We start from the raw sequence: 25,617 nt of genomic DNA, 5'->3' as shown, positions 1-25,617 counted from the left end.
CGGCAAGTTTTAGCATTCACCGACACAATTTGTTTGTTTACCTACAAGTAGGCTCTCCGTGCAACGAAATACGGTTGTTCAGCGATAATAGATTAGAAAGCAACTGACATCTAATCTTAGTTCGAAAAACAACAAAATTATGTTTGGTTTAGACACATCTGAGATCATCCTGACCCTGTGTACGATTCTACTCTTTTTCGGTTCCAAAAAACTTCCTGAGCTAGCACGTGGCTTAGGGAAAGGCATCCGGGAATTCAAAGACGCGACCCGCGACGTTGCTGACTCCATCAATCAGGCATCCATTGATTAAGGTCCGATCAGTCAGAACACCCTTACCACTAGTACCCCTTCTTATTTCTCACTCAGACGCTTAGTTTAACCAATGGAACGTAAAGAATTTTTGAAAAGAGGTTTTGGAAGCCTGTTCGGCATGGCCGCTATTACCCCCCTGGTTGGTGGGTGCTCTAAAACCGAAGTTGACCCAACCACCAGCTCAATAACGGGCACCAGCACCTCAACGGGCTCGACCAATGGCAGTTCGGCCAGCAACTGTTCGGTAACGCCATCTGAAACAGAAGGCCCATTTCCCACCAAAAGCCCAGCCAATTTTGTTCGTAAAGACATTCGCGACGACCGTACAGGTGTAGCGTTTACCGTGAACATTACCATCAAAAACGCCAGTAGTAGCTGTGCCGCTCTAGCGGGAGCCCTGGTCGACATCTGGCACTGCGACAAAGATGGCTACTACTCCGAATACGGCGGTACAGGTATGCAAAGTGTGAATTTTACCACAGTCAATTTTCTTCGTGGTCGTCAAACTACGGATGCCAATGGGCTGGTGTCGTTCACTTCAATTTTTCCTGGCTGGTACTCGGGTCGGGCACCGCATATTCACGTACATATTTACAATTCGTCCGGTAAGTCCTTGTTAGTGACCCAAATCGCCTTCCCTTACGACATTGCCAATCTGGTCTATACCACCGGGCAGTCATACGGCTATACCAAAGGTGCTCAGGATACTAAAAATGAAAACGACAACGTGTTTAGCGACGGTTTCACAACCGAATTAGCCACCGTATCCGGCAGCCTTTCGGGTGGGTATACATTAACGCATACCATCGTTGTAAACGCGTAGTACAGTATTCGTTTTCGGTATACGGTGGGCTGCTGGCGCTTCGGTTGCTCTTGTGCCAACTCACCGTATACCGTAAATCATAAACCGAATAAGGGTCATGGCAAAGGGCATTATCCGTTTGTGTTATCGAAAAATCATTGATGCCTCGTCGCAAAAACCCTGGGACAAATTTGTGTTTGACGATACGTATCAGGAGTTTTTCATGCAGGCACAATACGTTAATCAGGAAGGTAAGTACAGTACGTTTCAGGAATTGCTCGACAATGTACCAAACGCCGACCGCTTGCATCATCTGACGAGTGCTGCTGCTGTGGGGTACATTCGGCAGTTGAATCAACTCATCCCCGACGTAGCGAATCAAGCCGGAAAACTCTGTCTGCCATTTTCGCAATTCAGGTTTGAAATCATTCAGTCGCACGTTCAGAACAAGGATGCTCATCGGGTTGCTATCTACTTTTATAGTGAGCCATTGACCTGGATTGATACCGTCGATAATCTACTGCTCATCGCCTACGGTGATCAGCAGGAAGCTCTACAGGATGGGAAAGAGATCGAAACCGATATGATCAGGCTGCAGCCGTATCTGAGTATTTCATCGTTTCAACCTGTAAGGCCCAGCCCAATTCAATAGTCGTAACCTGCATTGTACGCTATTTTGCTTCTCAGTATGGATACACAAACCCAAGCCCAAATCTATCTATCCGACCAGCGGGGCTGTTCGCAACTGGACTTTTTCAGGAGTTACCACAGCTTCAACTTTGGCACTTATGCGGAGGAGAGCCGACAACCGTTTGGCGCTTTACAGGTTCTGAACGATGATGTGTTAAAGGCCGGGCATAGCGTATGTATGCAGGTAGCCCAACATACTGAGGTCGTTATTTTACCCCTAGTTGGCGGGCTCGAATACCGGAGCGATGTTGGTCGTGGTTTTCTGGAAGCGGGGCAGGTACTCATTCTGTCACTGGTACCAGGTATGGAATACGAAATCAGTAATCCATACAAAGTCGAAACCATTAATTACTTAGCTCTTTGGCTTACCAACTCGTCGGACGGCTTTTGTTCGGGTAGTCAGCAATTTTCGTTCGATTTCCGAACCAAAAACGCCCTGCTTCCCCTTTTTGACGTTACGGCAGATACGTACAAACGATCAGCTTTTCGTGGTTTTATTGGCCGATACGGAGGTCGACAGGAAGGGATTTACCCGGTTCAGTCATCTACAAATGGAGAGCAGGCAACGGGGGTGTATGTATTTGTGTTAAGTGGCGCTTTTGAAGTTCAGAACCGGCTCCTGCACGAACGCGACGGACTAGCTCTCCTGGACATTCAACACGGAGAAGTTGATTTTGAAGCCTTATCGAACGACGCGATGCTCCTGTTGCTGGAAGTTCCGCTGATCTGACTGGCAATACTACAACTGATAGGACACATAGCATCGAATCATCCCGGAGAAGCGGAATACCGACATGGTACAGGTCGAAGCTGTGGCAACTCCATCATTGATCGCCGGTTTCCAGTTCATTTTGTCGGGTGTCCACTCAGGCATATTCCGAATTACCTGCTGTACATAACTCCCAACCGCCTGTACCTGCTGTTCTGCATAGGGCGATGTACTCACAGCTACCGACACCCGAATCACCTGCCCTATTTCATTGATCGATAGTGTAGCCGTTACACGACGTATTCGATCTCCATCGACCACCGATTCCAGCTTTTGGGTCAAATAAGTTTGTAGATCTTTGGGGTTGCCTAAAAATTTGGCCGGTTGATAAAAGGGGTCACAGCGTTGTTCAGTTCCCTCGGCGGTATAACATTGACTTTTCGATAAGCGCCCGTAGCGATAATACTCACGCCGTTTGACGGACCCATCCTCATAAAACGCCATAAATGGGCCGTGTAGTGCTCCGTCTTTATACTCACAGCTTACATACACCTTTCCCGAAGGATACATAATTTTGGTTGTCCCATGATGAATGATTCGGCTCAGGCTGTCCAGTTGAAATCCGTTAGACAACGTTTTAGGCAATAAATTGTATGTATCCAGACGGAACAACTCCCCGTTTTTTCGGAAAACCTTTACGGTAAAATACTGATTATGCTTCCCGAAATACACAATTTCTTCATCGTAATCAGCATGCGAACGCCGAATGCCGGACGCAGACGTACTTCGAACCGAGTCGGCCTGTGCCTGAACCTGCGCTGGCAGAATGGTCAGCGCTACGAACATCACTAAATAAAAGGTATTCATCCCCCATGTCATTTACTTCAGCTATAACCTTCAAGTATTCTTTTGGCCGAATTTAATGATTGCTGATAACCGATGGATGCGAATGTTCGTTAATTTTCCATGTCTGCTCACTAAAGTCTATTGCCTCATGCCGGTATTTCAACACACCATTCACCTCCCCGCTTTCTCACGAGGTTTTCATCTGATAACACGAATCATTGAACGGGAATTTACGGCCATGACCCAGATACGAATGGGCATTCTGCACGTGTTTATTCAGCATACGTCGGCCAGCCTGACCATCAACGAAAATGCCGACCCTACCGTACGTGGCGACTTCGAGCGATTCTTCAATAAAGCAGTTCCTGAAAATGAGCCTTATTACCAACACGATTATGAAGGCTCCGATGATATGCCCGCCCATCTGAAAACGGCTATGCTAGGCCATTCCGTCACGATTCCAATTACCAATGGGCGACTAAATCTGGGAACCTGGCAGGGAGTTTATTTGGGTGAACATCGCAATAATGGCGGCCGCCGGACGCTGGTATTGACCGCCTGGGGTGAGTGAATTCTTAGGCTTCCTCTCGTTTAATTGCTTCAATAATTTCGGCAATCCGCTCAGGTGTATAACCCGTTAGCGTGGCTAAAAAATTAACGTCTACTTTTTCTCTCGACGCATTCCGAACCATATCTATCACCGCTTCTTCACGCCCTTGTTGTAAGCCTTGTTGTAAACCCTGCTCTAAGCCTTGCTGCAACCCCTGTTGCAAACCTTTTTGCATACCCTGCTGTAAGCCTTGTTGAAGACCCTGTTTCATTCCTTTTTCAATCCCCGTTTCGATCCAATAATCCAGTACTGTCATTGCCTTGTTTGCTATAGGAGTATTGAGAAATAACTGTTCAATTAATGTGTGTTTGCTAATATCTGTAACACCCGCCAGATAAACGAGGGTTGTTCTCAAAATTCTCTCCCTCTTCGGTTTCAATATAATCCTCCAGCCAGTAAAATAACTGAGCCCCGCTATTCAGTAAATACGACTCATCCTGACGGTGTTTCAATAATAACAGTACCGTTTCCAGAAACCGGCTTTTAAATTGAGCAATCTGATTGTCCGATAATACAGACAAATCAAGCAGATGATACTGAAAATCCGGTATGTATTGTGGAAGTGGCTGGTTAAGCCTTGGGAAATAATCAACCATCGACTGGTACGTCCAGCGACTGACCCCATGATAAATAACTATCGGTATGCGCACCATGGGCAGACGTTTTTGTTTCCGATCATCCTCCCAGCCGTTCAGTAGGTAGCGCAACAACTGCCAGTGGGGGTATTTTTCCCGATAACTTTTGTGCTCCAACAACAAAGCAACCTGCAGATTTGTGTTTTCCCGATAGGGACAGGAAAATAACAGATCAGCAAAATGCTCCTGTAATGTTTCGTCTACGTACGATCCATTGATCAGTTCAAGAGCCGATAAATCTAATTGTGCCACCAACTCCGAAGGCAAAATCTGCTGAAGTAAGGCCGCTGTTATGTCTTTTCTGGAAAAACTTTCCTTGAAGAACTTATCGTGTATATTATCGATTGGCATAGATTAGGTTACAGACAGAACCGGCGGCAAGATACACGATTCTGTCAACCTTTTCAGCGTAAAAGTTGCCATACTTCGGCTACGCTGGTAACGGGTAACTGACAGGCTCGGTTATAACAAACATATATAGCCGTCTTGCCACCTATAGAACCTCGTTGCTCCAGCAAAGGCAGATTACTTTGATCGGTTGTACCGCAGACAACCTTATTGGGATAAAACTCGGCATCCAGCGCTTCGCGATAGGCTTCAGCTTCGGGGCCAACAACCGCAATTTCGGCCGTTGGTCGGGCCCGCATGGCGAATTGGGATGCCCAGTTGGTGAGGTAGTCGGCGTTTTGCTGAACCAATGGCTGCACCCTGCCCAGCATCTGATCGGCTTGTTCGGCATAGTCAGGTCGCTCTAAAAGCAGACTCAGCGTATAGAGGTTTTCAACCATCATCGAATTTGACGATGGGATGACATTATCAAACAATTCCTTACGCCGGGCAATGAGTTCTTCGCCATTTTTATCGGTAAAGAAAAACATCGGATCTGGCCCTGTTTCAGCCGAACCTGTATCCGAAAAGTTCGTCAATACATACTGCATCAGTTGATCAGCTTCCGTCAGCCAGCTTTCGGTAAATGTAGCCTGATAGAGAGCCAGCAACCCATCAATAACGGCCGCGTAATCTTCCAGAAAACCGGCCTGTCGGGCACGGCCCTGCTTGTAGGTATGCCACAAACGGCCATTTCGGGTATCCCGCATTTTTTTGAGCAGGAAAAACGCCAATCGAAGTGCCATGGTCAGAAACTCGGGTTCGGCAAATACGCGGTAGGCCGTCGCCAGGCCTTTCAGCATCAGCCCGTTCCAGGATGCCAGAATTTTATCGTCCAGACCGGGCCGTATTCGTTCTTCACGTACCCGCCATAAGCGTGTGTGGGTAGCTGCCAGCCGCAACTCCAGATCCGGTAACGACCAACCCATTCGTTCGGCAAACGATTCGTCGGTCTCGGTACGGTGCAGAATGTTACGCCCGTGCTCCCAGTTTCCGGCATCAGTCAGGTTATACAGTTCTGCAAACCAGTCGTAGTCATCGCCCAATAGCTCTCTGAGTTCTGGCGTGGTAAACGTATAAAACTTGCCTTCCACCCCTTCACTATCCGCATCCAGTGCCGAATAAAATCCACCTTCGGGACTAAGCAGTTCACGTTGAGCAAAACTGATGGTCTGATAAACAACGTGTCTGTATAATGGACTTTTGGTCAGGCTGTAGGCTTCGGCATATAAGGCCAGAAGTTGCCCATTGTCGTACAGCATTTTCTCGAAGTGTGGTGCAAACCAATCGCCATCCGTCGAATACCGGGCGAATCCGCCACCGAGCTGATCGTAAATGCCACCCAACGCCATCCGGTCGAGCGTTAGTCGAACCTGATGTAGGGCCGCATCATTACCGGTACTGTCGTAATAGCGCAACAGAAATCGCCAGACACTGGGCATCGGGAACTTAGGTGCCCGACGCATACCACCTTTCTCATCATCGGTCTTGACCGCTACTTTTCGGTACAAAACCTCAAGCAAGTCGGCCGAAAAAAGCGGGTCGGCCTGCGTCAGCCCATATCGCTCAGCATCCGTCAAATTCAGTTCTGTCGCAAAGCCTTCGGCCGATTTCGCCAGATCGTCCCGATGGCCCTGAAACGCCTGCCGAATACTGTCGAGCAGGTTCATCCAGTTTCGGGTAGGCAGATACGTAACGCCGTAGAATGGTTTGGCACTGGGCATCAGAAAGACATTGAGTGGCCATCCGCCCTGCACGCCCATTGCCTGCACCGCATCCATATAAATTGCATCCACATCCGGGCGCTCTTCCCGATCGACTTTTATGCAAACGAAATGCTCATTCATGACCTGCGCTACCGAATCCTTCTCAAACGATTCATGCTCCATAACATGGCACCAATGGCAGGCCGAATAGCCGATACTGACCAGAATAGGTTTGTCTTCGTTGATCGCTTTCGTAAGTGCCTCTTCGCCCCATGGATACCAGTCGACCGGGTTGTTGGCGTGTTGAAGCAAGTATGGGCTGGTTTCGTATTGCAGTTGATTAGGCATATTCTTTATAGTCGTTGGCTTCAGGGTCATTAGTAGTCATTTGCTGCGCGTCATTTAATGGTCAATCCTTGTATTTACTTAACTTAATGACCACTTAATGACGCGCAGCAAATGACCATTAAATGACGCGAAGCCATGACAATTAATGACCATGAATGACAATCTTTTTGGTCTGGCTAGTGCTGGCGTTCTGAATCCGAAGGAAATATAGTCCATCGGGCAAATTGGCTACGTTAAGCGTTTGCTGAGTGCTGTTAACCGCCTGTTTAACGACCGTTTGGCCCGTAGTGTTTATCAATACCAGTTCTGTTGACCCAGTGGGCAATCGCTCAAAGGAGACGGTTAAATTAGTCGATGCCGGATTAGGCGACACGGAAAATGGTGGTAAGGCAGGCTCAATGCCGGTAACGGCTCCCATATCAAATCGACATAAATAGACTTCTCGCCCAGTGAGCTCTATCGGTTGCCGCCACGACTTATAACTCACGGCAAGACTCGTTTTGGCGCCATCAGCCGCATACGGATTATGAGCGGCTATCAGAATCTGGTTCCCTTTGACCACTCCTCGCCAAACGGGTAACTGCTTATCCATCAAATCGCGGGCGGGTGTCTCGATTACCAACTCGTAGGCCCCCTGAAACATGTCGGCAAAACGCGACAGTCGATAAAGGCCATGAATAAAATGTTCATAAGCGGCATAGGTATCTGTACGGGTTGACGCAAACGTCGGGTTCTCCCAAAGCCATAATCCAGAGGCACCAGAAAAAAACGGGAATATGGCGGTCGCTTCGGCCATAAATGGCTGAATAAACTGAAACGCACTGTTGGAACTATCATGATACCGCATCCATATCCAGGGCACTATCGGCTTCGTACTCCAGGCCCGGTTTACTTCTACCTGAAACAGGAGGTACGACAGGTAATCCTGCGCAAACGGATTGGGATAATCATAATAGTAATACGACGAAGGTGCCAGCGCATCCAATTGGTCATAATAGGGCCCGCCAATCCTGCTAAGGGTCGAATCCTGGACGATGTAATTGGTCAGGCTCAGGTTCGTTTTCCAGTCGGCCCAGCTAAATGTAGGCACGTTCACGTACGTATTCAGAACAGGCGTATCGGCATAACTGGTCACGCTAATACCCGTCAGGTCGGCGTGTTGGCGAATATATCGGATGCTCTCAGCGTATAAATTCCGCATGGCCTTTTTGTAGGCTGCTACAAAATCGGCATCAGACAGGGCGCGGTAACTAGCGGGCACGCGCGTATCGGTTTTAAGCCGCAAAATGCGTGTGTCTGTTTCCAGAAATCGCTCAATGTCCAGAGCCAGCCGATTGACCGGAAGCACGTATAAACCAGCCGCATTTTTCTGTCCACCCGACAGACCCGACAGGTAAGCATCCCACTTAGCCCGATAGGCCGTCAGGTCGTTTCCCCATGGACTTTCGATGGTTTCCCAGGGTTGATTGAGCCCAGTAGCCACCCCATAATAGACGGTAGCCCGTTGTCCTGGCTTTACCAATGATCCATATTCGGAATCCTTCACATCCACCAGATGACTAAAGCCATGACGTAGAGGACTCGCCTGCGAATCGGTAAATCGTGGACCACCATAGATGATCGAAAATGGAAGGTTGAAGTCAGGAAATTTACTCCATTCGATCTGATTAGGCTGACTGACGGGCGTGAACGTCAGCCGGTCGGCACACTGTTGCTGCGCCAATACCCGGAGTTGCCCCGCCAACAAAATCACGATCAGAAAAAAACCAAATGGAAGCCGCATTGCTTGAAGTTTGGGCAAAACTACAGAATTTTAAGGGCGCAACGTGTTCCGGTTCATAAACGATACGCCAGCAATTCCCGTTATTAGTCAGAAACGATCCGACAAATCAACTTTATCGAATGAAGCATACGATCCGACTTCTTTTTGTGTTCACAGTTCTTTTGGGCGCACAATCTGGTTGCAAAAAAGACGATGGCACAACACCTGTTGTAACGACAGCTTCGCAGACTGATCTGTTGATTGCCAACAACTGGCGAACCGTACGGGTAACCGATACCAATGGCCAGGAAATCAACAAAAGCCGTCTGAATCTAGCCACGCAGATTTTGTATGACCTAAACATGCAGTTTCGGAATAATGGTACCGTACGTGCCCTCGACCCCAAGCAATCGAATCTGGTCATCAACAACGGCACCTGGAAACTGGCTACCGATAATCAGTCGATCGACGTGGTCGTGACGGGCTTCAGTGGTAATTTCCCCATCATCCAGCTTACCAAAACCAAACTCATTCTCCGCCAACGCGCTCCCGTCGATGGGAAAGACGCCGACATAAATCTGGAGTTTGACCCGTCTATTTAAATGAGCGAAAGAGTGAATGAGTGAAAGAGCGATTCTTTCTGAGAAGAGCCGCTCTTTCACTCATTCACTCTTTCGCTCTTTCATACTGATGAAATTCGAAACCGAACCTGGCTTTTATATTGCGGCTGATGCCTATGGCGACCCGGCCGATGAACCAGTCTTGCTGCTTCATGGGGGTGGCCAAACGCGTCATTCCTGGGGTGATACGGCTCAGTGGCTGGCCGATGCGGGTTTCTATGCCATCGCTCTCGACGCTCGCGGTCATGGCGACAGCGACTGGTCGACGGAAGGGCACTATAGCATTGAGTATCTGGCAGCTGACCTGCGAGCTGTAGTTGCTCAGCTCGGCCGCAAACCAGCCATCGTTGGCGCTTCGATGGGTGGCATGACCGCACTGATTGCCGAAGGTGAACGTCCGCCCGGAAGCGAATCCATTTGTAAAGCGATCGTCCTGGTTGATATTGCGCCCCGTACCGAGCAAAAGGGAATTGAGCGAATCTTTGCCTTCATGAGTGGTAATCTAAATGGCTTTGCCAGTCTGGACGAAGCGGCCGATGCGGTTGCCGCCTACCTGCCTCATCGCCCTCGCCCTGCCGATCATACTCGTCTGGAGAAAAATCTGCGTTTGCGAAAAAGCCCGACCGGCGAATGGCGCTACTACTGGCACTGGGACCCGAACATGCTGGCTCTCTGGCGGCAAAATACAAGCCCCGACCGAAAAACTCAGAACGAAGAACGACTCTACCGGGCTGCCCATGACCTTACCGTTCCCACGCTCATTGTTCGGGGTGGCATGAGCGATGTGGTGAGCGAAAAAATAATGGCTGAGTTTCTCGACTCAGTACCCCACGTACAGAGTGTAAGCGTAGCCGAAGCGGGTCACATGGTTGCCGGAGACTCAAATCATGCCTTTACGAAGGCAGTGGTAAATTTTTTAAAGAGCGAAAGAGTGAATGAGTGAAAGAGCGAATTACCTTCGATAAAGTTTCGCTCTTTCACTCATTCACTCTTTCGCTCTTTATGCCTAAAAACATCCCCCGTATCCTCACAGCCTGGACGTTTTACGACTGGGCCAATTCGGTGCATTCGCTGGTGATCGTATCCAGTATTTTCCCGGTCTATTTCTCGGCAACAGCCCTCAACGAAACAGGTGGACCGGTGATTAATTTTCTGGGAATTTCGATCAAAAACTCCGTCCTCTTTTCCTATACTATTTCAGCTGCCTTTCTTTTTACGGCTCTGCTTTCCCCTATCTGTACCGCCGTTGCTGACTACAGTGGACGAAAAAAAGCGTTCATGAAAGTGTTCTGTTATACTGGGGCCGTAAGTTGTAGCCTTTTGTATTTCTTTGTTCAGGAAACGACCACATTCGCAGTTATCTGCTTCTGGCTCAGCCTGATTGGCTGGAGTGGCAGTATCGTCTTCTATAACTCGTATTTGCCCGATATTGCTACCGAAGACCAGTACGACCGGGTTAGCGCCCGTGGTTTTTCAATGGGTTATCTCGGCAGTGTACTCCTGATGATCGTTAACCTGCTGGTGATTTTGAAGCGTGAGTGGTTTGGCAATATTTCCGAAGCGATGGCTTCCCGGATTGCCTTTCTGACGGTTGGCGTGTGGTGGATCAGTTTCGCCCAGATCCCGTTCAGTCGACTCCCCGATGGCACGAAAAAGGCCAGAAAAACCGGCAATTATTTGCTCAATGGTTTTAAGGAATTACGGCATGTATGGACCGAACTACAGGGCCTACCGTTAGCAAAACGCTTCCTTGTTTCATTTTTTGTCTATAACATGGCCGTTCAGACGGTGATGTACGTAGCCACGATTTTCGGAAGCGACGAGCTAAAATTACCCGGCCAAAGTCTGATCATTACGATTCTGCTTATTCAGTTGGTGGCTATTCCGGGGGCTTACGGCTTTTCACGTCTTTCGGAACGAATCGGCAACACCTACTCCCTTATGACGGCTGTTGTGATCTGGATTGGCATTTGTGCTGCGGCTTATTTCGTCCAGACCGAATCGCAGTTTTTTATACTGGCGGGTGTAGTTGGTCTGGTGATGGGCGGTATTCAATCGCTGTCGCGGTCGACCTATTCCAAACTCATTCCAGCGACTACCGACACTGCTTCGTACTTCAGTTTTTATGACGTGACCGAAAAAACATCCATTGTGTTTGGTACGCTGGTCTATGGGTTGATAGAACAGATTACGGGTAGCATGCGGAACAGTGTTTTGGCCCTACTGGTGTTGTTTGTGGTTGGATTTATGCTTTTGTGGCGCATTCCTTCTCAAAAAATTTATCAAGCTCGTTTGGAAACAGAAGAAGTTTCGTAAGTTTGCAGACCCAAATGGGAATGAAAAATGTGCAATGCACAATGACTAATGCGGTTAGCCGATCAGCCCTCATTTTTCATTATACAATAACCATTTTCCAGTATCACAGGAGGTTAGCTCAGTTGGTTCAGAGCGCTGCTTTGACAGAGCAGAGGTCAGCGGTTCGAGCCCGCTACTTCCTACTAAATCGTAAAAACCTCAAATCAGCGTGATTTGAGGTTTTTTGTTTGTAACGTATATAAAGTGTATCTAAGCCCCACCTGTACGAATAGAGTTTGGACTAACATAAACGCAGTGGCTGTTGCAAAAGTAGATCAGTATATAATAAAACCGATCAGGTACTGGTAGGGCGATTACTATTCTGCTTTGCTCAACTGGTGTAAAGCGCATATACTTCTTCAGATTGTAGGCCATCGCTGCCACATACATCACTTTAGCTGCGGTTTCTCGACTTCTTGTATTGATTTGACGAAGCCCAAAATAATCAATTAGACTACCCAAAACCGGCTCAACCGTCGCTGATCGAAGCCGCATCATACGTTTGCCAAATCGGCTCGATAACCGATTCGTCATGCGCTCATAATAGGCTTTATAGTAGGTGTGATGGAGTCGCTTTTCCTTAGCTTTTTTACCCTTGCACTGCTCATGAATGAGACAGTTCTTACAATCGGATGCCTTGGCCATGTAGCGCTTCTTGGGGTTATTCTGCTTATCAATGACCAGTCGATCAAAAGCTAATCGTTTGCCTAGACTACACGTATAACTATCACTCTTGGCATCGTAGGCAAAGCCTGACCGCTCCTCCTTGTACTTGCCATGAGGGGGTATATAGCCGGTCAATCCTCGATCTTCTAAGTACTCATAATTTTCCCCTGAACTATAGCCAGCGTCGGCCACTACATTACTCATGGCTACACCAAAACGCTTCAAGCGTTTCTGAGTCGTGTCAACAATGGGTAGCAGATTACGACTGTCGCGTCGGTCGGCCGAACCTGCATCAATGTGGGTAATCACATGCTGGGCAGCATCGACGCTCACGCTGGCCATATATGATAGTTGGCGGGGCTTACCGGTTTTGAAGGCAATGCGGGCATCGAGATCAGTCGGACTATAATGAGTGAGATTACTCAGAAGTTGCCCAGATTTGTTAGGAGCTGCTTTAAGGATGTTGCCATGCAAGCGGTGGATATGGTATAAACGATCCGGCGAAGCCGTTAGGCGAGGAGCACTCGGTCGACCTAACTTAGAATGAGCCTCAGAAGACCAGATAGTAGCTTTAGGCTTCAGTCGACTCATGGATGCATTGGCTTTGACGTATGCTGAATCGATCACTTGGGTATGGCCACTCACGAGCCCTTTATGAATGCACAAGCCAACGATGTGGCTAAAGCAGATTTCAAAAACAGAGATTGGGATGCGTTGGCGGGTACGCGAAAGCGTGCTATGCCAGGGCAAGGGCTGCTCTAATGCATAGCCTAAAAATGCGCGGATGCCCAGATGCAGATTAGCCAGTTCCAGCAGCTTACGATCGGAAGTGATGTTCTCAAAATGGCTCACCAATAGCAACTTAACAAACACCACGGGGTCAACCGATGGCCTTCCCATAGAAGAGTAAAAAGGCTCAAATAGCGGCCTGATAAAACTGAAGTCAACTTTTTCTAACAGTTGCTGATAGAGGTGATGGGCTGGCACGAGTTTGACCAGCGAGGTGTTCGATGGATGGTAGCCTAGCATAGATGACTAACCAATCTATCCGTCAATGAGTTACATTTGCCTTTGAGCTATCAAGAACCCATGAGCATCAAAGTAAAACTCTACACGCTTTCTGTTTTTATTTTTCATTTGGCTGTCTCGTGCCAACCTCAGATGAAGTTTGACCGACAAGGATGGCGAGAACGAAAAGACATTTGGTATATCAATCGAGAGCAGATGGTCAGTGATTTGCTCTCGAATTATCAGTTGAAGGGGATGCCCGTTAGCGATGCCATTGATTTGTTAGGTGCTCCAGACAGTCAGGATATTCAGGCTCTTAATTATAAAATCAGTGAAGAATATGGCTCAGACATTGACCCCCAGCAAGGCAAGAATCTTATTTTGCTTTACACAAAAGATTCCACGGTGACTAGGATCAAGCTCGAAAATTGGGGTAATAAATAGTTGTCTTACTTTTGCAACAGCCACCGCACTTATACAACAGTTTTCAATGGGTTTTGACGATTTTCATTGGCATGACTCCGCTCTTAAGTCAATCCACATCGACCGCAGTAATCCGGGCTATAATGACTCAATCGTACTTGAAATAGAGTGGTGTGATACAGGAGTGGGTAGGCTAATCTTTCAGGACGTCTATAAAGCAAAGTTTGATTTGAACTTTGGTATCATGGCTCAAGAATCGATCCAAGTTGCTTACAGTACTAGAGATGATGAAGAATTACATTTGCTGACTAGCACATTTCAAGTCCATGGCCTAACCTGCTATGTGATCAATACTAATTCAACTTCTGGTCAGCTTAAAATCTACGCTAAGAACTTTACAACAGGCACGAAGTAATAATTAAGACATAATACTCTGGTTGTATCAAAGAAAGTTTTGCACAAATAATTTACTTAACTGTTTTTTAGAAATAATCCCTTTACATAATTCATAGTTATACAAAGGCTATGGAAATAATATCATTTTATACTCTATATGTAAATTGTATTTTGATAAGGAATCTTACTTTTAGAAATCATGACTTGGCATATTATAAAACTCAGTCTACTTAACGGACTTTTAGCTTTGCTCATAATCAGTTGTCAAGAAAAAGCTAAAGAATACTTTAACCAAGGTTATATCCATACCTTCTATCATCCTGATTCTGCTAAAAATTATCTCGTTCTTGACTCAACAAAACACTTCTTACCAGCTCCAGATGATTCTAAAGGAGTATTTGTATTGGTTGATAGTAACCGCGTTGCTTATACTCAAAAAGGTTTATTAAGTGCGGCCTATAAAAAGTATTCACTATCAATCGGTTATTATGATTTTATGTATAATGCCTTGAATCAGAGAAGAGTTTTCTCTTCAAACGCAATCATAGGCTGTAAATTTCATCTTGATAGCCTTATTGTCAATGCATATCAGAAAAAAGGCACTAGAGATCTTTTGAAGACTTATTTTGAAAAAGTAGAAGAAGTAGTGTATCGTTTAAAAATGCCTTTAGAAAGTGAGCAAAAATTTACGATTCTATATTTTATGTTTTTAAACAATTATGAGATTGTCTTTGATGATTATGAAGGATCTTTCTATATAAAACCCTTTAAACAAATAAAAAGTACGGTCTGATCTCGATTATAATTAAACCATCACTTCTACTAAAAGTACAAATGGATACAAATCACAAAATAATATTATTCCCATAGCCGTTTTATAACTACGAATTATGTTAATGGAAGAAAAGTAGAAACGAGGTTAATGATAAGAAATACTGACACTATGTTTTGTTTTAAAAATTGTCTTACTTAGAGCCTATAACTTTGTCTCGAATCTTTGCTTTACGATTCAATACTTCTGAGTCTTCGGGGGTATTGATAGTTTATCGAGTTTAGCTGATGAATAGCAAAATCGAAGAGAGTGGTGGATAAGCGGTGGATCCGATTGAACCCGCGTTTTTAAGGCCATCTCCAGAGCAGCTACCGGTTCTTTGGCTTCTAACGTTTTGTGGAAGGACCGCTCTGGCGGCCCGGCAACCAAAATTTTACGTGTATACGCATCCATAATCACCGACAAATAAGCAAAGCCAACACCGACCCGAATATAAATCAAGTCACTCACCGCACCGGCGACCCGGCCCGAATTGGCCAAATCGATCAGGTTTGAGTTCTTTCACTTGGTTAGGGGACTTCTCTAAGTCATGATTAGATTTGGTCGTTTTGTCTTTTGATCGTTTCTTGGCTTTGTTGCATAGCTCCTTGAAGGTGCGTTTTGACCTGATCCCAGTCTTATGAGAGGATAGGCCAGCATTCCATTTAGACCAAACCGCTTACCTATTTTCGACAATTTTGCCCCTCGATTGTGCTGAACTCAGGCTTTTTCAGGCAGGTCAGAAGCCATGCAACAAAGCCAGAAAGCCCTGTAAAAGATAATGAAAGACATAAAGCAATCATCGTACTACCAATTGGGCCAGTCGGGCAATAGGGTCAGCCAAATAACTGATATATTTAGTGTCTTTAAATGAAGCTTTCTTAAACCGTAGTTTATCCTGAAAATATCGAGTGAATGATATTTGGTTTGCCGTACGTTGAAGGGGGAATTCGACTGTTTCTCCCAAAGCAAGGCTTGCCATAATTTCCGGAAAATTGATACCGGCTCTTATATATGAAGCAACCATCGATGCCCAAAAACGTCCGTTAATCTCTAGGATTAAAATGGATTGATCTTTGTTATTTCTTCGAATGTCTACACAGGCTACTCCGTTCCAATGGAGCAGTTTCATCATGCGAGCGACCGTTCTGATAACCTGATTATCATCGTGAAAGACGATTATATCATTATCGGAAAAATTTGAACCATATTTCACCGGTGACTCCTGAATAGTGTGACACAAAACTTCACCATTTTTACAAATTACGTTACAGCTAATATCACTACCGATGACAAATGGTTGAATAATATATTCTTTGTCAACTTCCTTATCATTATCATAGAATATTTTTAAATCTTCCCATTTTTCAAACTTTTTAATGCCTCGACCAAAATTACTTCTGGTCGGTTTCACTATCAACGGAAATCCTATTTTTGACGATTCCATCTGTAATTCCTCTGCCGTGGTTACAGCAGCGAATTTTGGACAAGGTAAATCATGAACAGTTAAAAACTCTGCTAAACGTTTTTTATTGATACCAATGTCAAAATATTGAATCTCTGTGCTCCACATGCAAGTAGAATATTTACTTAGTAATTCCATATTTTCTCTTATCCATCTGCCTTCCAGCTCGTCATAAGGCATAATTAAATCAATCTTGTGCGTCTTTATAATATCGATAATCTGATCATCTAAATGATCATAACTAGTATAGTAATAGGTTTTTCTAATGAACTTAGAAAATTTAGCAGCGTTCTTTCTATTCGAGGTGAGTAAATAAAAGTTATGATGAAACGATTTAAGACAATAGACCATTCCTAAACATAAATTAACGTCATAACCAATTAATAAAATAGATTTATTGGATTGCATCGTGAAAAAGTTAAAAAAGACTAAATTGTACTAACATAATTATTATTTGCACACAAATAAAACGGATTTACCAATCACCAAAGGGACAAGTTTACATACTAGATATCCCTGTCTCGCCAGTGGTTACTTAGTTATATCCAGTGAAGGTTTTGCTGCATAGCTCTTTGAAGGTGTGTTTTGTCCTGATCAAAGCCCGATAAAAGGTAATTTAAACAGCCTATTGAGGCTAAATCGCTTACTTGTTTTCGGTACCTTACCCTTCGACGGTGCTAAGTTCAATCTTTTTTCGGTAGATCAGGAGCCATGCAACAAAGCCTAGCTAATCTACCAAAATTTTGGTTTCAAGGGCGAAATTTCAGAAAAGCTTGATATGCTGAACACGAAAAAATCGGCTACGATCATAACTGGTTCTTGAGCTTATCAATTCGGCATTTAGACCGCTTAAAAAATTATCGTCCTTTGAGCAGAAAAAGATTTAACCAAGCTATACATCAGTTAGTTACATGGTTAAATAAGGAGCTAATTAACGAGCGCCTGTCGAATTAAACGACTTTACGATGTTCCACTCTATTATTGTCCCGGGTAATGTGTTCGTTTCCCATTTCCAAAACACCGGAAAGGGCTTTACCACAGTTGCAGACGGAGTCTTAACGGGTAATGAGGCCGATTGGATTGACGCAACGCTTAGGCTATCCCCAGAAGCGTACACTTGCTATACGAATCCTGCTACCACGACTGCAATACTTGATAGCTTAAGTATACAGGTGTGGGACGAAGCAATGATTTCAGTATTTGAATGAGTCTGTCCCGAATCGATGAAATGCTTTTACCGATAAGTAGACCTATCTATTAACGGATTAGTCTATGACGCTTACTCTTCTTCTTTGGGCTCATCATAATACTCGCTACTCATTTCGGCTACCATCGCATCGACCGAAACCCGAACCTTGTTGACCAATCGGCTTCTTCGTCGAGGTTGACTTGCCTGTGTTGCATACCAATCTGGATGTTCTTCCTGTAATCCGGCCAATACAAAGCCAATGGCCATATCATACATCATGATTGGGCATCCCGCATGTCAGCACCAATATGAATTACGAGACTGCTCGCCGAACGGTAGCACGGCTGATTCCATAGTTGATAATCAGACGCTTGTATCAGCCGTGCCACCGTTTAAAATGCACTCTCTGAACTACTGATTTGATTTTATAGCTTCCTACGCAAGAAGCATTATCCAGTTTTAGCACTGGAATGCCTCTTTTGAATTTGATCGGTGTTACTAAAATACACTATCTTTCAACATGCAACACCTGGAATTTGAACCTCCCGAAGAACTACGGGATACCATAAAGTGCTTCTGGTATAACAATAGAGACTTCGGCGATAATCAAACAAGTTTTGAGGTAGTACCGGATGGCTACGCTGAAATCATTTTTTATTTCGGAAGCGGCTGCAGTATTTCTCAACATGGAAGCTTACAGCTCCTACCATCACCATTTATGGTAGGATTGCTTAATCAGCCTGCTGTTTTTTACGCAAAAGGCCGTTTAGAAATCATGGCTGTCCGCTGCTTTCCCTGGACGGTTTTCGATTTACTCCGATTACCGGCAGGTAACGATGGCGTACGCATTTTTAAGCATCCCATTGCTCTACTTCAACCCACATTGGCGGAGTGTATTCAGGCGGGTAAACGAGAAGAAGCACTGGTTCAGGTAACGCAGTATTTCCTGAATGCCAGGACGAAAATTTCCACTGACTGTATGCTGTTAAAAGCGGGAGCGGCTATGAGAGCGGCAAACGGTAAGCTGCCCGTAAGTCAGGTAGCCGAAGCGGCTCATGCGACAGTTCGTACATTGGAACGGAAGTTCAAACAATCGTCTGGCTATGCGGTCAAAGATGTTTCCGGTCTGATGCGTTTTGAGCAGGTACGCAACCAATTGTGGCTTGATCCAAATGCTAACCTGGCCGGTTTAGCGCATGAACTGGGCTACACCGATCAATCTCATCTAAGCCGTGAATTCAAGCGGTATAGCGGCATCACCCCCGGAGCATTCGCGCGAGAAGCTAAGAAGGGAAAACAGGCTATGGCAGCTTTTGTCGAGACTACTCGCTGAACTGTGGCACGGCTGATTCCATAGTTGACAATCAGGCTCCTGTATCAGCCGTGCCACAGTTCAGCGAGTAGTCTCATTTTGTCGCGTTTGTACAAGCCTGAGCGAAAGGCATTCCAGAATTTTGTGCTTCAATCACTCTCTATCGAAGAGACATTTGACAGCATGAAACACGCACAAAATCAATCTAGTCACGATGTTATCATTTCCGGTGCAGGGCCAGTTGGTCTTTTCCTTGCCTGCGAACTGGCTCTTGCCAACTGTTCGGTTCTGATACTGGAAAAAGCGGAGAACCCGCACTCATCGTTAAAGCGCCTTCCTTTTGGCATCCGTGGCCTCTCGGCGCCTACCATTGAAGCGCTTTATCGCCGTGGGCTATTACAAGAGCTCGAATTACATAAACGCCTTAAAAACCCTCACCAGCATGCCGGACAAGGAGCCCGTCGGCAGGTAGGGCATTTCGCCGGTATTCCATTTCATGACGGTGATATTGATACTTTTCAATGGCCGTATCGACTGCCAGGCTCGCCCGAAACCAGTTTAATCTCAGAAATGGAGGAACTTGAACTGGTTCTGGCCCGACGGGCAGCAGCCCTGGGTGTCGAAATTAAACGCGGCCTTGCTATTACGGGTTTCCATCAAACCGAAGATGAAGTAACGGTTCGGTCAGAAGACCAATCATTTCGGAGCAAATGGCTGATCGGTTGCGATGGAAGCCGTAGCATTGTCCGCAAAACAGGCGGCTTTGACTTCGCCGGTACGGAGCCGGAATTTACCGGTTACTCGACCCAGGTCGACATGGCCGACCCGGAGAAACTAAAACCGGGTCGAAACACGACAGCGACAGGCATGTATCTGCAATCGCAACCGGGTTATGTAATGATCCAGGAGTTTGATGGTGGAGCCTTTCATGATTCAGGAAAGCCAGTCACGCTTGAACATGTCCAGGAGGTGCTCCGTCGGGTTTCGGGCACCGATGTTACAATCACTGCTCTTCATGCAGCAACGACCTGGACTGACCGGGCACGGCAGGCAACAACCTACCGCAACGGACGGGTATTGTTAGCTGGCGATGCCGCCCACATTCACTCGCCGTTGGGAGGGCAGGGACTTAACCTTGGTCTTAATGATGCCATGAACCTCGGCTGGAAACTCGCGGCAACCATCCATAACAAAGCCCCTGAAGGCTTACTGGACAGTTATTATCTCGAACGGCACCCGATTGGAGCCCAGGTTCTGGATTGGTCACGCGCTCAGGTTGCTATCATGAAACCAACTCCTGATGCCCGCGCCCTCAACGTCATTTTCCGAGACCTTTTGACCACGCGCGATGGTGCCACTTACATGGCAGGACGGGTATGGGGTGTCAACACACAATATCATCTTGGTGGCAATCACCCGCTGGTCGGCCGCAGCGTTCCCAACTTTGAATTTGAAGACGGCACTAAGATTGGCGACCTTATGCGCGATGGTCTGGGCATTCTGCTTGATTTTGAGGGAAATGATTCCCTTAAAATGCTGGCGAGTGAGTACAGTACCCAACTGAAGTATAGGTCGGGCCGGGTTAAAGAGCAATTGGGCCTGAGTGCGCTACTAATACGCCCTGATGGGATTGTTGCCTGGGCTGCTGACAATGAACCAGATCTCCAAGAACTCCGAAAGTCAATCAGTCGCTGGTTTGTTTACGATTCAGGCGTCATCGATTGGAATTCCTGATCTACTTATTTCGCCACGCCAAGGGCGATAGTCCAAATTCTTTCTTGAAAGAAGCTGAAAAATTATTCGTATGCTGATACCCCACCTGTTCGGCAATGGAATCGATCGACTCTCTGGTCTCTTTCAACATCTGACACGCAATCTGAAAACGGACGTCTTTAAGATAGGCAATGACGGGTTGGCCTACCAGGCGTTTAAACTCGGTTTTTAAATCGTACTCATTGATACCAAATTGCTTTGTCAGAAAGGCAAGCGTAATGGGCTGGCTGTAATGTAAATCAATATAGTTTTTAATGCGAAAAATAAGGGCTGTATGGTTTCCTTTGGACTTACTGGCGACTGAAACAACCTGGTTACCAGCCAAAAATGACTCTATAGCCATCAAAACAGGCTGAGTGTCGCCATGAAAAGGCAGGTGATCGTCGCCTTCCAGTTCAATATGTCGTGCATCGGGAATGTGGTTAAACAGATAGGCGCTATGGTCAGCAGAAATCAGTTTATCCCCCTTTCGGTTCATGACCAGTGTGGGCGTTTTTACCTGCGCAAGCTCCTGCCGAACGTCGATTTCGATATTCATCCGGTACAAATTAACGGCCGTACCCGGACTCGCACTACGCCTTAGGTACCTCGCCCACATCAACTGAGCATCAGGATTTTTGGCTAGACTGGGGGCCATCTGCTGAATACCCAGTGGTTCTCCCCAGTATTTTTCAAACACCTCCATCATCCGGGCATGTTGTTGGCGCGTCAGCCCCCACGGATAGGTCGAATCAGCAATCCAGCGGGCATACCCCCCAAACAACACGAGTTTTTCAACCCGTTCGGGATAGGTGGCAGCAAACAAAATCGCCATGGGAACCCCCTCCGAAATTCCGATTATGTTAACCGTTGTGCAATGGCAAGCTTTTAGAATGGCGTTCAGGTCCTCGATTCGTTCGGAAAGGCCAGGCAACTGTTGATCATTGACCCGATCTGAAAGCCCAGTCCCTCGCTTGTCGAATAAAATCAGCCGACAAAATGAAGACAGTTGATGCAGCCAGGCCGCCATTTCCGGAACCTGCCAGGCTTCTTCTATATTGGACACCCACCCCAGAATCAATAGTAAATCCACAGGACCGTTACCAGCAACCTGATAGGCGATGTGAACTCCTTTCGAATCTACATATTTTGTGATAGGTGCCTGCATTACGAAAAACTCCTGAACGCATAGTTTTTTATCCGATTCACATAGTTGCTCATCATCTCCGACGGCCTAGCTTTAACCTATTAGTTTTTAACGATTTACAAGTATGTCGAACGCACAAAAGTCAATCCTTTATTTTGGTTTCTACCTGTATGCAGTAGGAACAACGCTCTTGTTAACGCCCGATCTTTTTTTGAAAATCACCCAATTAGGTGAGACGTCTGATGTCTGGATTCGGGTGGTTGGGTTGTTAGCCATTTGCCTTGGCTACTATTATCACCAGACCGCCCACCACGGGCTTTCCTTGTTTTACAAATTTACCATTCCGACTCGGATACTGGTTTTTCTTACCTTTTCAGTGTTTGTACTTTTACAGTTTACCTCCCCAATACTGGTCGTAATTGGCAGCGTTGATTTATTGGGCGCTCTATGGACCTGGCAAGCGCTAAAATCGGAAAATACACTAGTAAAACCACTATGATTTACCGTCAATAGTTTTGGCTGATACTTGTCAGATAACCGTATTCGGAACACCCTGACACTAATATAACCTTCATTTACACAAGACAGGATTCATCCAGAACGGGCACTTTACCTGTATATGGTTAGGTATGCGTTTCCAATTGCTTTTAGCAGTATAGATCATCTAATCGATACGTTCTTAAATCCTGACTAATACATGAAAACGACACGCCGTAATTTTTTACGAAACTCAGCCGCAGCTACAGGTGCGGGTCTGATAAGCCTTCCATCGGTTGAAGCTATTGCCAGCCAGCGCCACCGGGTTGCTCCCAGCGATAAACTACGGATTGGCGTAATCGGCTGTAATGGCATGGGCTGGTCGGATCTACGTTCCCATCTTCTTCAGAGTGATGTGGAATGTGTAGCCATTGCCGATGTAGATCAGAGTGTGTTGGATAAACGGGCAGCCGATGTCGAAACAATGCAGCATAAACGTCCGCAATTGTTCAAAGACTATCGGAAAATGCTGGAGAACAAAGACATCGATGCCGTGATTATCGGTACGCCCGACCACTGGCACTGCATGGCCATGATCGACTCGGTATCGGCTGGTAAACATGTGTATTGCGAAAAACCACTGGCCAATAGCATTGAAGAGTGTAACCTGATGCTGTCAGCGGCTCGTAAATCCAACAAACTAGTACAGGTCGGTCAATGGCAACGGAGTGGTTCGCACTATGCCAAAGCGATCGAGTACATTCGCTCAGGAAAGTTGGGCAACATCCGATTGGTGAAAGTATGGGCGTATCAGGGCTGGATGAATCCGGTGCCCGTACGACCCGATAGCGCCCCTCCGGCCGGTGTCGATTACGATATGTGGTTGGGGCCGGCACCCAAACGTCCGTTCAATCCGAACCGGTTTCACTTTAATTTCCGCTGGTTCTGGGATTATGCCGGTGGCCTGATGACCGACTGGGGTGTTCACGAAATCGACATTGCGTTGTATGCCATGAATGCCAAAGCGCCCAAATCGGTTATGGCTTCCGGCGGCAAACTCGCCTACCCCGACGATGCGTCCGAAACACCCGATACCTTACAGGCGGTGTACGAGTACGAGGGGTTCAACATGCTCTGGGAACATGCTACCGGCATCGATGGCGGAAACTACGGCCGAACGGAAGGTATTGCCTTTATAGGTAACAATGCCACACTGGTACTCAACCGCGACGGCTGGGAACTACTCCCTGAGACCGAAACAAAAAACGGTATCAAAGTCTATAAAGTGGAAGATATTCCCAACCAGGTCCGCAATGGCGATTACCTCAACGAACACACCAAAAACTTCGTGCAGGCCATCAAAGCCAACAATCCGGGTATGTTGAAATGCGGCATCGAAACGGGTAGTATTGCGGCTATTAACGCGCACATGGGCAACATCGCCTACAAAACGGGCCGTAAAGTATATTGGGACACCAGCACTAAAGGCTTCAAAAACGATACGCAGGCCAATGCTCTCCTGAACGCGCATTACCACAACGGCTGGAAATTACCAGTCGTGTAACGCGGCTATAGTTAAGAAACGAAGCTGTTTAGTAGCGTTTTTTGTCATCCCGAGGAACGAGGGATCTTCGATGATTGGCTATTCAATTGGCCCACCCGAAGATCCCTCGTTCCTCGGGATGACAAAACATACCTATTAGAAATCAATTTTAAAGTTTAAAACAGGTTTCATAGCTATGCAGACAGGATGCGTCTGCCCGGCCACGTTACCTAATAATATCGGCCAATTTTTTCAACAATCTTTTTCTTCATTTCGGCGGGGTCGATACTACCCTGATGCCGATAGACCACTTTTCCACCCGGTTCAATGAGCAGTGTGTAGGGTAAAGCACCTTGCCATTGGGGATCAAGCGTTTCGATGAGCTTGTATTTGTCAGTAGAGTTGAAGAGGTAATTTTTGCTGGATGCCTGTAGCCGTTTCAGCGTCGCCAGGGCTTTATCTTTTTTGTCGGGCACATCGGCGCTGAGGGTGATGAACTCAAACTCCCGGTTGCGGTACATCCGGTTCATGTTCACAAACTCGGGCATTTCCGTGATACAGGGACCGCACCAGGTTGCCCACACATTGATGAGCCGTACTTTGTCGGTTTTGTTTGCCAGCAGCAGTTTCAGGCTATCCTCACTGATCAGGCTTAGCTCAACGGGTTCTTTTGCCCAAACAGTTGGTGCTTTTTTGGCCCAGTCGCTCTTTTCCATCCATTTTATCGAACAGCCGAACGTTTTGGTTTTGGCTACAGCCACCGGCTTACCCGCCAAAATAGCGTCCAGTGCCGCCCGAATATCCTCCGCATTGGCCGAACCGGGCTTTTCAGAGCCATCTAAGCGACCGGTGTACTGAAGTTTCCGCTGCGCATCAAATACATACGCATGGGGTGTAGCCACAGGGCCGTACAGCCGTGATATTTTTTCGGTCTCGCCATCGAACAGGTATGGAAAATTATATTTTTTGTCCTTGCTCCGAAGTTTCATCTCGTCAAAACTATCGCCCATGTCGGTATAGCCCATTTCGTCCAGTGATACAGCCGCCGGATAGTTGGGCGAAATAGCTACCACCGATACACCTTTCCCTTTGTAATCCGTCGTCAGGGCTATGATCCGGTCTTCATACGCCTGAGCTGTCGGGCAATGATTGCACGTAAAAACGATAACCAGCACTTTCGCACTGGCGAAGCTTTTCAATGTGTACGTTTTCCCGTCAACACCTGGCAGGCTAAAGTCAGGTGCTGAGGCTCCTATTTCAAGTGTCGGCGGGCCATCTCCATCGGCAAAACCAGGACTAGCAACAGCCAGTAATAGCCCGGCAAAGAGAAGTATTCGTAGCGGAAATGAGTGAATTAATGATTTCATAAGGTTTCAGGATAAGAGGGTTGGCTTCCTTCATTCATTACTTGTCAAATACCTGTTTTATCTTCGCACACACATCATCAAAGGATTCACTACAGTAAAACTCACCACTGGTTGTCAGAATCTTACAGCCTGCCCCAGCCACCGTATCAACTTTAATAATGTGTTCGACATTTACCATGTAGTTTGTGCCCTCCGTGGCATCGGGCGTTTTTTGCAAAAAGATAAACGGGTTCATCCGCAGAGCTGGTTAATGAGTGAACGAGAATCTGTTTGATCTTC

The 25,617-nt window shown here is 46.5% G+C and carries 26 protein-coding genes and 1 tRNA gene; 15 read left to right on the top strand and 12 right to left on the bottom strand.

Translation table 11 applies throughout. From position 1 onward, the window contains the following. Positions 1–139 precede the first annotated feature (139 nt). The 4 genes from ACYVFD_RS24915 to ACYVFD_RS24900 all read left to right on the top strand — a co-directional run bounded on the left by ACYVFD_RS24915 (position 140) and on the right by ACYVFD_RS24900 (position 2,534). Positions 140–310, top strand: a complete 171-nt coding sequence (locus ACYVFD_RS24915; protein WP_461093221.1) for a Sec-independent protein translocase subunit TatA/TatB — start codon at positions 140–142, stop codon at positions 308–310. Between the two features lie 72 nt (positions 311–382). Next, positions 383–1,135 carry a dioxygenase family protein gene (locus ACYVFD_RS24910; RefSeq protein WP_461093220.1) on the top strand — a complete coding sequence of 251 codons (753 nt, stop codon included), beginning with the start codon at positions 383–385 and terminating at the stop codon, positions 1,133–1,135. A gap of 97 nt (positions 1,136–1,232) precedes the next feature. Next, the gene (locus ACYVFD_RS24905) at positions 1,233–1,766 is read left to right on the top strand and encodes a hypothetical protein (protein WP_461093219.1); all 534 of its coding nucleotides are present in this window, start codon (positions 1,233–1,235) and stop codon (positions 1,764–1,766) included. A 36-nt stretch (positions 1,767–1,802) separates the two neighbouring features. Next, positions 1,803–2,534, top strand: coding sequence for a pirin family protein (locus ACYVFD_RS24900; protein WP_461093218.1), 732 nt, complete (start codon positions 1,803–1,805; stop codon positions 2,532–2,534). A 9-nt stretch (positions 2,535–2,543) separates the two neighbouring features. On the opposite strand, the gene ACYVFD_RS24895 is transcribed toward ACYVFD_RS24900, so the two are convergent. Continuing rightward, the gene (locus ACYVFD_RS24895) at positions 2,544–3,380 is read right to left on the bottom strand and encodes a toxin-antitoxin system YwqK family antitoxin (protein ID WP_461093217.1); all 837 of its coding nucleotides are present in this window, start codon (positions 3,378–3,380) and stop codon (positions 2,544–2,546) included. Positions 3,381–3,507: 127 nt separating this feature from the next. On the opposite strand from ACYVFD_RS24895, the gene ACYVFD_RS24890 reads away from it, so the two are divergent. Next, on the top strand, positions 3,508–3,930 hold the full coding sequence (locus ACYVFD_RS24890) for a secondary thiamine-phosphate synthase enzyme YjbQ (RefSeq protein ID WP_461093216.1): 423 nt from the start codon (positions 3,508–3,510) through the stop codon (positions 3,928–3,930). Positions 3,931–3,934: 4 nt separating this feature from the next. Here ACYVFD_RS24890 and ACYVFD_RS24885 read toward each other — a convergent pair whose 3' ends face one another. From ACYVFD_RS24885 to ACYVFD_RS24870, 4 genes are all read right to left on the bottom strand, one after another. Next, positions 3,935–4,324 carry a hypothetical protein gene (locus ACYVFD_RS24885; RefSeq protein WP_461093215.1) on the bottom strand — a complete coding sequence of 130 codons (390 nt, stop codon included), beginning with the start codon at positions 4,322–4,324 and terminating at the stop codon, positions 3,935–3,937. Further along, the gene (locus ACYVFD_RS24880) at positions 4,281–4,955 is read right to left on the bottom strand and encodes an Rpn family recombination-promoting nuclease/putative transposase (protein WP_461093214.1); all 675 of its coding nucleotides are present in this window, start codon (positions 4,953–4,955) and stop codon (positions 4,281–4,283) included. The genes ACYVFD_RS24885 and ACYVFD_RS24880 overlap by 44 nt, the downstream gene beginning before the upstream one ends. Positions 4,956–5,008: 53 nt before the next feature. After that, a complete protein-coding gene (locus ACYVFD_RS24875; RefSeq protein ID WP_461093213.1) occupies positions 5,009–7,045 on the bottom strand; it encodes a thioredoxin domain-containing protein in 2,037 nt (678 codons plus the stop codon). A 142-nt stretch (positions 7,046–7,187) separates the two neighbouring features. Next, positions 7,188–8,828 (bottom strand): T9SS type A sorting domain-containing protein, encoded by a 1,641-nt coding sequence (locus ACYVFD_RS24870; protein WP_461093387.1) that lies wholly within the window; start codon positions 8,826–8,828, stop codon positions 7,188–7,190. Positions 8,829–8,947: 119 nt separating this feature from the next. Between ACYVFD_RS24870 and ACYVFD_RS24865 the strand changes: the two genes are divergently transcribed. From ACYVFD_RS24865 to ACYVFD_RS24850, 4 genes are all read left to right on the top strand, one after another. Next, positions 8,948–9,409 (top strand): hypothetical protein, encoded by a 462-nt coding sequence (locus ACYVFD_RS24865; RefSeq protein WP_461093212.1) that lies wholly within the window; start codon positions 8,948–8,950, stop codon positions 9,407–9,409. 88 nt (positions 9,410–9,497) lie between these two features. Beyond that, the gene (locus tag ACYVFD_RS24860) at positions 9,498–10,370 is read left to right on the top strand and encodes an alpha/beta fold hydrolase (RefSeq protein WP_461093211.1); all 873 of its coding nucleotides are present in this window, start codon (positions 9,498–9,500) and stop codon (positions 10,368–10,370) included. 59 nt (positions 10,371–10,429) lie between these two features. Next, entirely contained in the window at positions 10,430–11,743 is a 1,314-nt protein-coding gene (locus ACYVFD_RS24855) for an MFS transporter (protein ID WP_461093210.1), read from the top strand. 107 nt (positions 11,744–11,850) lie between these two features. Continuing rightward, positions 11,851–11,925: transfer RNA gene (locus tag ACYVFD_RS24850), tRNA-Val, on the top strand. 67 nt (positions 11,926–11,992) lie between these two features. Here ACYVFD_RS24850 and ACYVFD_RS24845 read toward each other — a convergent pair. After that, positions 11,993–13,477 (bottom strand): IS1182 family transposase, encoded by a 1,485-nt coding sequence (locus ACYVFD_RS24845; protein WP_461093209.1) that lies wholly within the window; start codon positions 13,475–13,477, stop codon positions 11,993–11,995. Between the two features lie 60 nt (positions 13,478–13,537). On the opposite strand from ACYVFD_RS24845, the gene ACYVFD_RS24840 reads away from it, so the two are divergent. Then, positions 13,538–13,900 carry a hypothetical protein gene (locus tag ACYVFD_RS24840; RefSeq protein WP_461093208.1) on the top strand — a complete coding sequence of 121 codons (363 nt, stop codon included), beginning with the start codon at positions 13,538–13,540 and terminating at the stop codon, positions 13,898–13,900. A gap of 574 nt (positions 13,901–14,474) precedes the next feature. Next, positions 14,475–15,068, top strand: a complete 594-nt coding sequence (locus ACYVFD_RS24835; RefSeq protein WP_461093207.1) for a hypothetical protein — start codon at positions 14,475–14,477, stop codon at positions 15,066–15,068. Between the two features lie 216 nt (positions 15,069–15,284). Here ACYVFD_RS24835 and ACYVFD_RS24830 read toward each other — a convergent pair whose 3' ends face one another. The 3 genes from ACYVFD_RS24830 to ACYVFD_RS24820 all read right to left on the bottom strand — a co-directional run bounded on the left by ACYVFD_RS24830 (position 15,285) and on the right by ACYVFD_RS24820 (position 18,019). After that, positions 15,285–15,587, bottom strand: coding sequence for a hypothetical protein (locus ACYVFD_RS24830; protein ID WP_461093206.1), 303 nt, complete (start codon positions 15,585–15,587; stop codon positions 15,285–15,287). A 298-nt stretch (positions 15,588–15,885) separates the two neighbouring features. Next, the gene (locus ACYVFD_RS24825; RefSeq protein ID WP_461093205.1) at positions 15,886–16,959 is read right to left on the bottom strand and encodes an ATP-grasp domain-containing protein; all 1,074 of its coding nucleotides are present in this window, start codon (positions 16,957–16,959) and stop codon (positions 15,886–15,888) included. Between the two features lie 871 nt (positions 16,960–17,830). Beyond that, on the bottom strand, positions 17,831–18,019 hold the full coding sequence (locus ACYVFD_RS24820; protein ID WP_461093204.1) for a hypothetical protein: 189 nt from the start codon (positions 18,017–18,019) through the stop codon (positions 17,831–17,833). Between the two features lie 241 nt (positions 18,020–18,260). Here ACYVFD_RS24820 and ACYVFD_RS24815 point away from each other — a divergent pair, with 241 nt between their 5' ends. Next, complete coding sequence (locus ACYVFD_RS24815) at positions 18,261–19,073, top strand: helix-turn-helix domain-containing protein (protein ID WP_461093203.1); 813 nt, start codon at positions 18,261–18,263, stop codon at positions 19,071–19,073. Positions 19,074–19,235: 162 nt separating this feature from the next. Then, a complete protein-coding gene (locus tag ACYVFD_RS24810; RefSeq protein ID WP_461093202.1) occupies positions 19,236–20,786 on the top strand; it encodes an FAD-dependent monooxygenase in 1,551 nt (516 codons plus the stop codon). A 1-nt stretch (position 20,787) separates the two neighbouring features. Here ACYVFD_RS24810 and ACYVFD_RS24805 read toward each other — a convergent pair whose 3' ends face one another. Then, positions 20,788–21,972 (bottom strand): alpha/beta fold hydrolase, encoded by a 1,185-nt coding sequence (locus ACYVFD_RS24805; protein ID WP_461093201.1) that lies wholly within the window; start codon positions 21,970–21,972, stop codon positions 20,788–20,790. A 103-nt stretch (positions 21,973–22,075) separates the two neighbouring features. Here ACYVFD_RS24805 and ACYVFD_RS24800 point away from each other — a divergent pair, with 103 nt between their 5' ends. Further along, complete coding sequence (locus tag ACYVFD_RS24800) at positions 22,076–22,450, top strand: hypothetical protein (RefSeq protein WP_461093200.1); 375 nt, start codon at positions 22,076–22,078, stop codon at positions 22,448–22,450. A 198-nt stretch (positions 22,451–22,648) separates the two neighbouring features. Further along, on the top strand, positions 22,649–23,992 hold the full coding sequence (locus ACYVFD_RS24795) for a Gfo/Idh/MocA family protein (protein WP_461093199.1): 1,344 nt from the start codon (positions 22,649–22,651) through the stop codon (positions 23,990–23,992). A gap of 209 nt (positions 23,993–24,201) precedes the next feature. On the opposite strand, the gene ACYVFD_RS24790 is transcribed toward ACYVFD_RS24795, so the two are convergent. Then, positions 24,202–25,338, bottom strand: coding sequence for a redoxin domain-containing protein (locus ACYVFD_RS24790; RefSeq protein WP_461093198.1), 1,137 nt, complete (start codon positions 25,336–25,338; stop codon positions 24,202–24,204). Between the two features lie 37 nt (positions 25,339–25,375). After that, complete coding sequence (locus tag ACYVFD_RS24785; RefSeq protein WP_461093197.1) at positions 25,376–25,573, bottom strand: hypothetical protein; 198 nt, start codon at positions 25,571–25,573, stop codon at positions 25,376–25,378. Between the last annotated feature and the right edge of the window lie 44 nt (positions 25,574–25,617).

This window comes from Spirosoma gilvum (genome assembly GCF_054776815.1).
The sequence above is the reverse complement of the archived record's forward strand: the minus strand, read 5'-3'. Positions and strand labels throughout refer to the sequence as shown.